Genomic DNA, 12,747 nt, shown 5'->3' with positions numbered 1-12,747 from the left:
TGAGTTCGGGACCCGGAGCAGACTCCGCCCCCGCACCGGCCACCCACGAATCCCCCCCCCCCCCCCCCCCCCCCCCCCCCGCCCCGCCCCGCCCCCCCCCCGCCCCCCCCCGGCCCCCCCCCCCCCCAACCCCCCCCCCCCCCCCCCCCCCAGAGCCCGTTGGCACCTCACACCGCTCAGGGCAGCAGCCCCTCACCGTGGGCTGTCAGCAATTTGGTTGCCAGTAGCCGCAGTTGGTCGCCCTCTCGTGTCGTGAGGGGGGTGGCGAGTATCGCGATCCGGGCCTGCACCTGCTGCGCGCAGGTGTTCACGAGGGTGGTGCCTGCGGGGGTCAGGGTCACCAGGATGCCTCGGCCGTCGTGCGGGGAGCGTTCGCGCCGGACCAGGCCGCGTTTCTCGGCGCGGGTGACCAGGCCGGTCATGGAGGACTTGTCCAGGTCCAGGTGGCGGGCGAGTTCGAGCATGCCGGGGCGGCGGTCGCGCAGGATGCCCAGGAGGCGGACCTGGATGAGTGAGAGGTCGTGGTCGGCGGCGATGCGGGCGAGTTCTCCCTGGATCAGGAACGACAGCTGGACCAGGGCGTCCACGGTGGTGTGCGGCTCGTCGAGGGCGGGGTCGTCGGGTGTCGGCATCGGCGTCGGCGTCGGCATCGGGCACGTTCCGTTCACGGTTGTTGACGGTTGTTGACGGTTGTTGACGTAGTACGTGAAACAAACTACCTTCGGAGTAGTACGTGGAACAAACTATAGGTTCGATTCCGGAATCCGGGAGGCCCCCGTGTACGCAGCCGTCGTCCACTCCTTCGACGCACCGCCCCGCTATAGCACCTTCGAGACACCCGCGCCGCGTGGCGCACACGAGATCCTGGTCGACGTTCTGGCGGCGGGCCTGCACCCCCGCGTGCGGTCCGGCGCGAGCGGCAGCCACTACTCCTTTGACGGCGCTCTGCCGATGGTGCCCGGCGTCGACGCGGTCGGCCGTACCGCCGAAGGGGAGTTGCTCTATTTCGTCGCCCTGGACGACACCGTCGGCACCCTGGCCGAGCGGGCCGTCGTCGACCGGCGCCGGGCCGCCCCGTTGGCACCGGGCACCGACCCCGTCGCGGTGGCCGCCGCGATGAACCCGGGGATGTCGTCCTGGGTGGCGCTGCGCCGCCGGATCGGCTTCAGGGCGGGCGCCGACGTTCTCGTCCTCGGCGCCACCGGCAACGCCGGACAGCTCGCCGTGCAGATCGCGAAGCACCTCGGGGCGGGCCGGGTCGTCGCGGCGGGCCGTGACCCCGAGCGGCTCGGGCTGCTGCCCGCGCTCGGCGCCGACGAGACCGTCTCGCTGCTCGGCGAGGGGGACGAGGCCGCCGAACGGGTCGCCAGGAGCGCCGCCGACGTCGATGTCGTCCTGGACTACCTGTGGGGCGACGTCACCGAGCGGGTCATGCCCGCGCTGCTCACCGCCCGCGCCGACCGTTCACGGGCGCTCGACTGGATCGAGATCGGGTCGATGGCCGGCCAGGACCTGACGCTGCCGTCCGCCCTGTTGCGCAAGGCCGGTCTGCGCGTCCTCGGCAGCGGGCAGGGCTCCGTCGCCACCGCCGACATCGTCGCCGAACTCCCCGCCCTCGCCGAGCTGATCAGCGCCGGGGCGCTCTCCGTGCACCCGGTTCCGATGCCGCTGGCCGAGGTCGAGCGGGCGTGGGACGTCGCCGTAGGGCCGGGCGAGCGGGTCGTGCTGGTGCCCTGAGCGGCGTTGCCGCCCCCTCCCGCCCTCGCGGCGGCGGCGGATTGTCGCGGTTCTGTCACGTGATGGCCTTCATATCGTATGGAGTGAACCTTGGTGGGGGGTTCTGGGCTCTTGTTGGGTGCAGTGGAGCGGATCACGCACCTCACACGAACCTGGAGCAGCCCGTGACAACGCCGGACATAGCAGCACGGCGCGCACTGGGGGCATGTGCCGTCCTGATGGTCGGTGCCCTCACCCTCACCGCCTGCGGTGGCGACGCCAACGCCAACTCGACCGGCGGCAGCGACAGTAAGAGCGGGTCGGCGAAGACGTCGGCCGCGAAGATAGCGATCTCGGCGAAGGACGGTTCGACCACCGCGTCGATCAACTCCACCGGCGTGAAGGTCAGCGGGGGCAAGCTGACCGACGTGAAGATGACGGTGGCCGGGAGCGGTCAGGCCGTGGCCGGGGAGATAGCTGCGGACGGCGCGAGCTGGAAGCCGTCGGCTCAGCTGGAGCGCGGGACGAAGTACCAGATATCGGCGACGGCGAAGGACTCCAGCGGTCTGACGGCGGCGGCCAACTCCATTTTCACGACGGTGACTTCGGCGAACAGTTTCATCGGGACGTACACGCCCGACGCCGGGACCACGGTCGGGGTCGGGATGCCGGTGTCGTTCAACTTCGACAAGGTGATCTCCGACAAGAAGGACGTGCAGTCGCACATCACGGTGTCGTCGAGCAGTGGGCAGAAGGTCGTCGGGCACTGGTTCGGGGCGCAGCGGCTCGACTTCCGGCCGGAGGAGTACTGGAAGGCCGGCTCGAAGGTCACGATGAAGATCGACCTGGACGGCGTTCAGGGCGCGAACGGCGTCTACGGCGTGCAGAAGAAGACGGTGACGTTCACCATCGGGCGGTCGCAGGTCTCGACGGTGGACGTGAACACGCAGACCATGACGGTCGTGCGGGACGGCAAGACGCTGAAGACGATCCCGATCTCGTCGGGCAGCCCGGAACACACCACGTACAACGGGCAGATGGTGATCTCGGAGAAGTTCCGGCAGACGCGGATGAACAGCCAGACGGTCGGTCTGGGCGGCGAGTACGACATCCCGGACGTGCCGGACGCGATGCGGTTGACGACGTCGGGGACGTTCATCCACGGCAACTACTGGTACAACAAGGCCAATCCGCCGTTCGGTCAGTCGGGTACCAGCCATGGCTGTGTGGGGCTCGCGGGCGCGCGGGGCGGGCTCGGTGGCACGCCGGCGGAGTGGTTCTTCGACAACTCCCTGGTCGGGGACGTCGTGACGGTGAAGAACTCGCCGGACAAGACGGTGTCTCCCGACAACGGGCTGAACGGTTGGAACATGTCGTGGAGCGAGTGGGTCGCGGGCAGCGCCGCGTGAGCGGCTCGACCGTCGTTTGACCGTTGCTTGACTGTGGGAAAAGGCTTTGAGCAGGGACTTTTGACGGTTCGTCGGGCCGCGCGGGAACTTCTCGCGCGGCCCGCGCGTTTTCCGGGCGTACGTTTTCTCGGTTCCCGGACATGATGTCCGACCGAGGAGCTACGGTATGCACCCACAAGGTGACATGCAGCAACGCCGGGAGAGACCTTGAGCGTTCCGTACGAGACGGCAGCGCACGAACCACCCGAGTCGCCCGAGTCTCCGGAGGAGCACCTCGCGCGACTCCTCGGCCGTGCGCTCAACTCCTTCGAGCTGCCCGACGACACGATAAGGCGGCTGGACTGCGCGCTGGCGTACGACAGTTCGCTGCACTCCGCGCACCACAGTGCCGGGCTGCACCGGGAGACGTACCGGCACACCTGGCTGCTCGTCGACGGCACGGCGCTCACCCTGTGGGAGCTGGTGCACAACACGGCGCCGGGGCGTGAGGCGCAGCACGAGGTGTATGTCGACGAGGAGGAGTTACGCACGGCCACCGCGCGGCTGCCGTTGCCGCCGGACGCGCCGGACTTCGAGATGCCGGTGACGGTCCGGCTGGCACCGTTGCCCGAGCCGCGGCACACGTATGAGTCGGCGGACTCGGCGGATCACGCGCGCCGGCTTCTGCGCCGTGCGGAGAACGACGACCGGCCGGGCCCGGAGACGGCCGCCTTGCTGACGACGGCGTTCGCGCACCAGATCACGCAGGCGTTCGGGCGGTGCGGGCGGGCGGGGCGTTCCGGGCTCAGTTTCTCGCTCTATGAGCACGCTTTCCTGCTGCACGACGGCAGCGAGGTCTCCCTCTGGGAGGTCGAGCACACGGCGACGCCCGACGGGCGGCACATGTGCGAGGTGTATCCGACCCAGGACGCGGCACGGGACGCGATGGAGCGACGGGCGGCCCGCATCTTCTGACCTGGACTGTCCGCCCCCGTGCCTGCCAAGACGCCCGGCCTACAAGGCCGTTCAGCCCGCCCCTGTCCCTCACACCTGCCGCTCCCCCGCGCCTCCCTTGCCCCGCCCCTGCGCTCCCCTGCCGCTCCTCCGCCCCCGCCTGTCCCTCCCCCGCCCGCAATGTCGACGGCCGTCGGAACCGGCCCCGGGCGGCCCTGCGGCTGGCTCCGGGGTGGTTCTCGACGGCCGTCGGTTTCGGGGGCGTTCGCACCTCGCGGTGGCGGTGACGTCCCTCGGGGTGGGGGCAGGCGCCCCTTGAGGTGGGGTCAGGCTGCTATCGGCTGCTTCTTCTGCGAGGCCGCGGAGGTGCCGTCCGTCGACGCCGTGCCCGGGGTGCCCGGCGTCTGCTTGCGCAGGCTCTTCAGAACGACGACCAGCGCCGCCGTCACTCCCACGCCCGCCGCGATGGCGATCAGGTAGAGGAACGGGTTGCCGATCAGCGGGACCACGAAGATGCCGCCGTGCGGGGCGCGCAGGGTGGCGCCGAACGTCATCGACAGGGCGCCGGTGATCGCGCCGCCGACCATCGAGGACGGGATGACGCGCAGCGGGTCGGCCGCGGCGAACGGGATGGCGCCCTCGGAGATGAAGGAGGCGCCCAGGACCCAGGCGGCCTTGCCGTTCTCGCGCTCGGTGGCCGTGAAGAGCTTGCCGCGCACGGTCGTCGCCAGCGCCATCGCGAGCGGCGGGACCATGCCGGCCGCCATGACCGCGGCCATGATCTTCATGGCGGAGTCGCTGGGGCTGGCGACGGCGATACCGGCGGTGGCGAAGGTGTACGCGACCTTGTTGACGGGGCCGCCGAGGTCGAAGCACATCATCAGGCCGAGGAGGGCGCCGAGGAGGATGGCGTTGGAGCCGGTGAGGCCGTTGAGCCAGTCCGTCATGCCCTTCTGGGCGGAGGCGATGGGCTTGCCGATGACGACGAACATCAGGAAACCGACGATCGCCGAGGAGATCAGCGGGATCACCACCACCGGCATGATGCCGCGCAGCGCCGCCGGGATCTTCACCTTCTGGATGCCGAGCACCACGCCACCGGCGATCAGACCGGCCGCCAGACCGCCGAGGAAGCCGGCGTTGATGGTGAGGGAGATCGAGCCGCCGACGAAGCCGGGCACGAGGCCTGGTCGGTCGGCCATGCCGTAGGCGATGTAACCGGCCAGCACCGGGACCAGGAAGGCGAAGGCGACGCCGCCGATCTGGAAGAGCAGCGCGGCCCAGCTGCCGGACTGGGTCCAGACGAAGTGGTCCATGACCGACGGTGCCTTGTTGACGGTGTAGCCGCCGATCGCGAAGCCGAGGGCGATCAGCAGACCGCCCGCCGCGACGAACGGGACCATGTAACTCACGCCGGACATCAGCCACTTGCGGAGCAGGGTGCCGTAGCCCTCGCCGGTGTCGCCGGAGCGTTCGACGGGGGTGGCGGCGCCGGAAGCGGCGGTCACCTCGCCGCGTTCGGCCTTGCCGCGGACCTCGGTGATCAGCTCGGCGGGGCGGTTGATGCCCGCCTTCACGCCGACGTCGACGGTCGGCTTCCCGGCGAACCGGTCCTTGTCGCGCACCGGCACGTCGTGGGCGAAGATCACGCCGTCCGCCGCCGCGATGACGTCCGGGTCGAGCCGGGTGAAACCGGCCGAACCCTGGGTCTCGACGACGAGTTCGACGCCGGCGTCGCGGCCCGCGTTCTCCAGCGACTCGGCCGCCATGTAGGTGTGGGCGATGCCGGTGGGGCAGGAGGTGACGGCGACGATCCGGAACGGCTGGTCGGCGGCCGTGGCGGCGGGGGTGGCGCTCGCCGACTCCGTCTGCGCGGCCGTCTCCTTCTCCGGTGCCGTCGTGCCGCTACTGCCCGCTGCGGCGCCGGCGGAGGCCGCCCCCGGCGTCGCAGCGGTGTTCTCGGGGGCGCCCTCGGTCGAGGCGCCCTGGGCGGGGGCGTCGCCGCGGATCAACGCGGCCGCCCCTTCCGCGTCCCCGGCCGACCGCAGGGCGTCCGTGAACTCGGTGTTCATGAGCTGGCGGGCCAGCGACGACAGGATGGTGAGGTGGGCGTCGTCGGCGCCCGCCGGGGCCGCGATCAGGAAGATCAGGTCGGCGGGGCCGTCGGGTGCGCCGAAGTCGATGCCGTCGGCGCTGCGGCCGAAGGCGAGGGTCGGCTCGGTGACGTGCGCGCTGCGGCAGTGCGGGATGCCGATGCCGCCGTCGAGGCCGGTCGGCATCTGGGCCTCGCGGGCGGCGACGTCGGCGAGGAACCCGTCGAGGTCGGTCACCCGCCCCAGGGCGACCATGCGTTCGGCGAGGGCGTGGGCCGCCGCCTCTTTGGTGTCGGCGGACAGGTCGAGATCGACCAGGTCCGCGGTGATCATGTCGCTCATCGCGGGCTCCTTCGCACGCGTATCGCCCGGGGTGTGGGGTGGGCGGAAAGGGGGACGGGGGTCACGTAGTGGGGGGCGGCGGGGAGATCGCCGGTGCGGGGCGAGCCGTGCCGGCCTCGCCTGTCACCGGCCGCGGTCCCGCCGACCGCGAGTCTGTCGGGTGCGGGATGGTGGCCCGCGGGCCGCGCTCCCTGGGGCGGGTCGGCCCTGGGCAACTGGGTCGGGCCGGTGGCCTGCCCCGTTGTCGCCGTTGTCGCCGTTGTCGCCGTTGTCGCCGTTGTTGCCGTTGTCGCTGTTGTCGCTGTTGTCGCTGTTGTCGCCGTTATAGGCGGTCCAACGGTGGTCCCGGCGGCGCCGTTCATGAGGTGGGCTCCGTCAGCGGGCGGTCGGTCGGGATGGTCGCCGTCACCGTCACGGCGGCGGGGTCCAGGTCGGCCGGGGTGGGCATCACGCTGCCCGGGAGCTGGACGGCGGCGGCGCCGTGGGCGACGGCGGAGGCGAGGGCGTCGGGCCCGGTGCCGCCCGCGATGAGGAACCCGGCGAGGGAGGAGTCACCGGCGCCGACGTTGCTGCGGACGGTGTCCACGCGGGCGCTGGCGAACCAGGCACCGGCGTCGTCCACGAGGAGCTGGCCGTCGGCGCCGAGGCTCGCGAGGACGGCGCGGGCGCCCATCCCGCGCAGTTCCTCGGCGGCCTTCACGGCGTCGCCGATGGTCGCCAGGGGGCGTCCGACGGCCTCGGCGAGTTCCTCGGCGTTGGGCTTGACGACGTCGGGGCGTTCCCGCAGCGCTTCGAGGAGCGCGCGCCCGGAGGTGTCCAGTGCGATCCGCGCTCCCCCGGCGTGCGCCTGTGCGACGACGTCGGCGTACCACTGGGGTGCGAGGCCCCGGGGGAGGCTGCCGCAGCAGGCGATCCAGTCGGCGTCGCGGGAGTGCGAGCGGACGGTCTCCAGGAGGAGTTCCTGTTCGGCGGGGGTGAGTTCGGGGCCGGGGGCGTTGATCTTGGTGAGGACGCCGTTGGCCTCGGCGAGGGCGATGTTGGAGCGGGTGGCTCCGGCGACCGGGACCGGGGCGACCTCGATGCCCTGGGCGTCGAGCAGGTCGGCGACGAGCGCGCCGGGCGCACCACCGAGGGGCAGGACGGCGACCGTGCGCTGCCCTGCGGCGGTGACGGCGCGGGAGACGTTGACGCCCTTGCCGCCGGGGTCCATGCGTTCGCCGGTGGCCCGGATGACCTCGCCGCGCTCCAGCGAGGGGACCTCGTAGGTGCGGTCGAGGGAGGGGTTGGGGGTGACGGTGAGGATCATGCGCGCACTACTTCCGTGCCGCCGCGTGCGATGACGGCGGCGTCTTCCGGGCTCAGCCCGCTGTCGGTGATCAGCAGGTCCACATCGTTCAGGTCACCGAAGCGGGCGAAGTGCTCCTCGCCGTGCTTGGAGGAGTCGGCGAGCAGCACCACGCGGCGGGCGGCGGCCATCGCCGCGCTCTTGACCGCGGCCTCGGCGAGGTCGGGGGTGGTCAGGCCGTGGTCGGCGGAGAATCCGTTGGCGGCGACGAACAGGACGTCGGCGCGGATCTCGCCGTAGGCGCGCAGGGCCCAGGCGTCGACGGCGGCGCGGGTGCGGTGCCGGACCCGGCCGCCGACCAGGTGGAGCTGGATGCCGGGGTGGTCGGCGAGGCGGGCGGCGATGGGCAGGCTGTGGGTGACGACGGTGAGGGTGGCGTCCAGCGGGATGGCTCCGGCGACCCGGGCGACGGTGGTGCCGGCGTCGAGGATGAGCGTGCCGCCGCTGGGGAGTTCGGCGACGGCGGCCTTGGCGACGCGGTCCTTCTCGTCGGCGGCGGTGGTCTCGCGTTCGCTGAGGTCCGGCTCGAAGTCGAGGCGGCCCGCCGGTATGGCGCCGCCGTGCACCCGGCGCAGCAGGCCCGCGCGGTCGAGGGCCTTGAGGTCGCGGCGGATGGTCTCCGCCGTCACCTGGAACTCCTCGGCCAGCGACACGACGTCCACCCGGCCGCCGTCACGGGCGAGCCGGAGGATCTCCTGCTGCCGCTCCGGTGCGTACATGTCCCACCTGCCTTCGCCTCGGTCGTCTTGATCGTCTTGATCGTCTTGATCAGCCTGATCGGCCTGATCCGGTCCGTCCGATCGGCCTGATCCGGTCCGTCGGTCCGCTCCGGTCCACCGATCCGATCAAGCCGTCCGGTTGATCGGCTTGAACTGGTCGATCCGGTGGATCGGCCGGGCCGTTCCGATGTCCGGCCGCTCCCGGTTCGTTCCCGATCGATGCCCGAACGTGTGATTTCAGTCGGAGGCTACGTGCGGATTTCCAAAAAGTAAACAGGTTCGGATGTGGAGCAGACACAAACGGGCATCGGGGACGGTGGAGATACAGCCACGGTCGTGGTGAGCCGCCGACAGCTCAGACAGTCAGGCCCGCCGCCCACGCCGGTTCCTCCCCGCCAACGGCGCCCTCGGCATCGTTGGTGTCGTCGGCGTCGTTGGCGTCGTTGGACATGTCCGTGCCCGTGCCGGCCTCCGGTTCCTCCCCGGGCGGACCGGGCGCCTCGGCAGGGCGAACATCAGCAGGAAGATCGCGCCCAGCACCGCGGCGACCCAACTCAGGTCGTTCTGGAAGGCGTTGACGAAGGCGGGGCCGATCTGAGCTGGGGTCAGGTGGTCAGGAAGATCGGGCGCCCTTCCAGGCCGAAGAGGTTCCACTCGGTGAGCAGCGCGCCGAGCAGCGGGCCCGAGACGGCGCCCAGGCCGACGACCGCGCCGAAGAGCCCGAAGACCGTGCCGCGCTCGTGCGCCGGGAAGGTGGCGGGCACGATCGACAGGACCTGCGGCACCGTCATCGCGGCCGTCCCGCCTTGCAGGACGCGTGCGGCGACGAGCATCTCCGGGTTCACGGCGAGCCCGCACAGCGCGGATGCGAGCGTGAAGCCGCCGATGCCGAGCAGGAACAGCCGTTTGCGGCCGTGAATGTCACCGAGGCGTCCGCCGGTGATCAGGCCCGCCGCGAAGGCGAGCGCGCAACCGGCGGCTATCCACTGGATCTGGCTGAACGTCGCGCCCTCGTCGCGCTGGAGGGAGGGGATCGCGAGGGTGACGATCGTGACGTCGACGAGGTCCATGAACGCCGCCGTCATCACGATGGCGAGTGCGAACCAGCGACGCCGGTCCGCTCGGGCGGCGGGCGGCGGGCGGCGGGCGGCGGGCGGCGGGCGGCGGTCTCGTGTGCGGTCATGCGGTGAGGTCAGACAGCCAATAGGCCACTTCATGTCCTAGTTCTGCGGCACCCTCGACGACATGACGACGGACACTCCGGCCCGGCTGCTGCACCTCCTCTCGCTCCTCCAGACGCCCCGCGAATGGCCCGGCGGCGAACTGGCGGAGCGGCTCAGCGTCTCGCGGCGCACGGTCCGCCGTGACATCGGCCGACTGCGCGACCTCGGCTATCCCGTCCAGGCGTCCCGGGGCGCCGACGGCGGCTACCGGCTCGTCGCGGGCAAGGCGATGCCGCCGCTGGTCCTCGACGACGAGGAGGCGGTCGCCATCGCGGTCGGGCTGCGCGCCGGCGCGGGGCACGCACTGGAGGGCGTGGACGAGGCGTCCGTGCGCGCCCTCGCCAAACTGGAGCAGGTCCTGCCGTCCCGGCTGCGTCACCGGGTCGCCACGTTGCAGGCCGCGACAACGCCGTTGACCAGCGGCGACGGCGCGAGCATCGCCCCCGAGACGCTGACCGTCATCGCCTCGGCCATCGCCGGGAACGAGCGCCTCCGCTTCGCCTACCGGGCCGGTGACGGCACCGAGTCACGCCGCCTCACCGAGCCCTGGCGACTGGTCTCCACGGGGCGTCGCTGGTACCTCGTCGCCCACGACGTCGACCGTGCCGACTGGCGCACCTTCCGCGTCGACCGGGTGAGCGAGCCGCTGGCGACCGGCGCCCGTTTCACACCCCGGGAGCTGCCGACGGGGGGTGCGGCGGAGTTCCTGCGCCGCTCGATGCGGGGCCGCCACCCGTCCTACGACGTCGACGTCACCGTCGCCGCGCCCGCCGAGGCCGTCGCGGGGCGCGTCCCCGCCGCGCTCGGCACCCCGGAGGCGCTCGACGCGGGGCACTGCCGGTTGCGGACCCGTTCGAGCGAGGCCCCGGAGTGGCTGGCCCTACGACTCGCCCTCCTCGGCCACGAGTTCACCATCAAGCAGCCACCGGAACTACGAGACGGGGCACGACAGCTGGCCGAACGCCTGCTGAGGTCGGCCGCCACGTCATAACCCCGGGCGACCTGTGCCTCTTGATGCCGCCCGGCCGCACTCACGCGCTCGCGCTACTGCACAGGGGAGTTGGGCGAACGTCTGCCCCGGGCGACCGGTGCATCTTGATGCCGCCCGGCTGCCCCAACCTGCTCGCGCTACTGCACACGGGAGTTGGGCCAACGGCTGCCCCGGGCGACCGGTGCATCTTGATGCCGCCCGGCCGCACTCACGCGCCTCCCCACGCGAACCCCTCCAGCGCCGCGAGGTTGCGCAGCGCGCCCGCCGCGGGCTCCTCAGCCCCTGACGCCGGGGACTCGTCGGCAGCCCAACTCCCGCTACTGGGCAGGTGAGTTGGGCGAACGGCCGCCCCGGGCCGCCTGTGCCTCCTGATGCCGCCCCGCCACTCTCACCCGCCTCCCCACGCGAACCCCTCCAGCGCCGCGAGGTTGCGCAGCGCGCCAGCCGCGGGCTCCTCGGACCCCGATGCCGGGGACTCGTCGGCGGCCCAACTCCCGCTACTGGGCACCGGAGTTGGGCGAACGGCCGACTCGGGCCGCCTGTTCCTCCTGATGCCGCCCCGCCACTCTCACCCGCCTCCCCACGCGAACCCCTCCAGCGCCGCGAGGTTGCGCAGCGCGCCCGCTGCGGGCTCCTCGGCCCCTGACGCCGGGGACTCGTCGGCGGCCCAGCTTTCCACGGCCACCCTCACGACAGCGCCTGCGACGGCTGCCGCGAACCTCAACTCGCCGTCGCCGGTGCCCTCTTCGCCGTTGCCCCACCGTTCTCGCAGTACCTCGGCGAGGCGGTCCTCCGACTCCAGGCAGACCTCGGCCCAGACGCGGGCCAGTGCCGGGCTGCTGTCCGTCAACTGGAGCAGGGCGCGGCCCAGTTGCCACGAGGCCGCGGTCACTCCGGCGCCCGGCGTGAGGGTGTAGCGCACGGCGTGCTCCAGAGCCTGCGGGACGGTCATTCCGGCGGGCGCCGTCCGTACCGCCTCGCGCCAGCGCTGGGCTCCCTCCGCGTAGAGGGGGGCGACGGCTTCCTCCTTCGTCGCGAAGTAGCGGTAGAAGGTGCGGGGGGCGATGCCGGCGGCCCTCGCGATGTCCTCCGCGCGGGTGGCTCGGAGGCCCTGCCTCACGAAGAGGCTTGCTGCGGCTTGGGCGATCTCCATGCGGGTCGCGGCCTTGCGACGTTCCGTCAAGGAAGCGGGGGTGGCTGAAGTGGAGCTACTCACGTCGGCAGGCTATGCCCATGTGGCACAATCTGCCATTCGGCGGGCCACCCCGGGGTTCAGGTTCGGGGTGCCCCGCCCCTCCGGGGGGTGCGGTGAGTTCGGCCGCTGGTGGGGTGCGGCGGCGTCGCAGGCTCTTTGCGCAGTTCCCCGCGCCCCTGGGGAGGTGCGATGCGGTCGCGGCCGGTGGGCCCGTGCGGCACCGTCGTGGTGTTTTGCGCAGTTCCCCGCGCCCCTGGACAGGTGAGATGTGGTCTCGGCCTCTGGGCCCGTGCGGCGCCGCCGTGGGTTTGCGCAGTTCCCCGCGCCCCTGAAAACAGGGGCCGAATGGGGTGGGGGTCCATGGAAGGGTGCGGCTCCGTCGTGCTTGCCCCGCAGCCACCCCACCCGGCCCGCCGTTTATCTGGGGTTCCGCCGCACGGGCACGACCACCCATGGGCCTGCATCGATCCGCGGCCACACCGCGCGGACGCGACCCTCCCCGACCGCGCCGCACTGGCCCACCGACCGCGCCCACATCGCACCTAAAGGGGCGCGGGGAACTGCGCGACCAGCCACCACGGCGCCGCACCCGACCACGCACCCCTCCCAGGGGCGCGGGGAACTGCGCAAAACCCCACCACGGCGCCGCACGGGCCCACAGGCCGCAAGCACCTCGCACCTCCCAGGGGCGCGGGGAACTGCGCGACCAGCCACCACGGCGCCGCACCCGACCACGCACCCCTCCCAGGGGCGCGGGGAACTGCGCAAAACCCCACCACGG

At 72.1% G+C, this 12,747-nt stretch carries 9 protein-coding genes and 1 pseudogene; 4 read left to right on the top strand and 6 right to left on the bottom strand.

Features of this window, described 5'->3' with window-relative positions:
- Nucleotides 1-176: 176 nt before the first annotated feature.
- Nucleotides 177-650 (bottom strand): MarR family winged helix-turn-helix transcriptional regulator, encoded by a 474-nt coding sequence (locus ACIQOU_RS17425; RefSeq protein ID WP_401537584.1) that lies wholly within the window; start codon nt 648-650, stop codon nt 177-179.
- 127 nt (nt 651-777) lie between these two features.
- On the opposite strand from ACIQOU_RS17425, the gene ACIQOU_RS17420 reads away from it, so the two are divergent.
- From ACIQOU_RS17420 to ACIQOU_RS17410, 3 genes are all read left to right on the top strand, one after another.
- Complete coding sequence (locus ACIQOU_RS17420; RefSeq protein ID WP_401537583.1) at nt 778-1,737, top strand: zinc-binding alcohol dehydrogenase family protein; 960 nt, start codon at nt 778-780, stop codon at nt 1,735-1,737.
- A gap of 164 nt (nt 1,738-1,901) precedes the next feature.
- On the top strand, nt 1,902-3,125 hold the full coding sequence (locus ACIQOU_RS17415; RefSeq protein ID WP_401537582.1) for an Ig-like domain-containing protein: 1,224 nt from the start codon (nt 1,902-1,904) through the stop codon (nt 3,123-3,125).
- Between the two features lie 207 nt (nt 3,126-3,332).
- Nucleotides 3,333-4,079, top strand: coding sequence for a DUF6227 family protein (locus ACIQOU_RS17410; protein WP_401537581.1), 747 nt, complete (start codon nt 3,333-3,335; stop codon nt 4,077-4,079).
- A 305-nt stretch (nt 4,080-4,384) separates the two neighbouring features.
- Here the strand turns inward: ACIQOU_RS17410 and ACIQOU_RS17405 are convergent, their stop codons facing one another.
- The 4 genes and pseudogenes from ACIQOU_RS17405 to ACIQOU_RS17390 form a co-directional block, all read right to left on the bottom strand.
- Nucleotides 4,385-6,493, bottom strand: a complete 2,109-nt coding sequence (locus tag ACIQOU_RS17405) for a fructose-specific PTS transporter subunit EIIC (RefSeq protein ID WP_401537580.1) — start codon at nt 6,491-6,493, stop codon at nt 4,385-4,387.
- A gap of 358 nt (nt 6,494-6,851) precedes the next feature.
- Nucleotides 6,852-7,799 (bottom strand): 1-phosphofructokinase, encoded by a 948-nt coding sequence (gene pfkB / locus ACIQOU_RS17400; protein WP_401537579.1) that lies wholly within the window; start codon nt 7,797-7,799, stop codon nt 6,852-6,854.
- Complete coding sequence (locus ACIQOU_RS17395; protein ID WP_401537578.1) at nt 7,796-8,557, bottom strand: DeoR/GlpR family DNA-binding transcription regulator; 762 nt, start codon at nt 8,555-8,557, stop codon at nt 7,796-7,798. Before ACIQOU_RS17395 ends, pfkB begins: the two co-directional genes overlap by 4 nt.
- Nucleotides 8,558-9,171: 614 nt before the next feature.
- Nucleotides 9,172-9,774: pseudogene (locus ACIQOU_RS17390) on the bottom strand (MFS transporter); the annotation flags it as partial.
- Between the two features lie 28 nt (nt 9,775-9,802).
- Between ACIQOU_RS17390 and ACIQOU_RS17385 the strand changes: the two are divergent.
- Entirely contained in the window at nt 9,803-10,771 is a 969-nt protein-coding gene (locus tag ACIQOU_RS17385) for a helix-turn-helix transcriptional regulator (protein ID WP_401537577.1), read from the top strand.
- A 568-nt stretch (nt 10,772-11,339) separates the two neighbouring features.
- On the opposite strand, the gene ACIQOU_RS17380 is transcribed toward ACIQOU_RS17385, so the two are convergent.
- Complete coding sequence (locus ACIQOU_RS17380) at nt 11,340-11,924, bottom strand: TetR/AcrR family transcriptional regulator (protein WP_401537792.1); 585 nt, start codon at nt 11,922-11,924, stop codon at nt 11,340-11,342.
- Nucleotides 11,925-12,747: the final 823 nt, after the last annotated feature.

The sequence above is a fragment of the Streptomyces sp. NPDC091279 genome, assembly GCF_044757465.1.
Lineage (GTDB): Bacteria > Actinomycetota > Actinomycetes > Streptomycetales > Streptomycetaceae > Streptomyces.
This window is presented reverse-complemented; position numbering and strand designations above follow the sequence as displayed.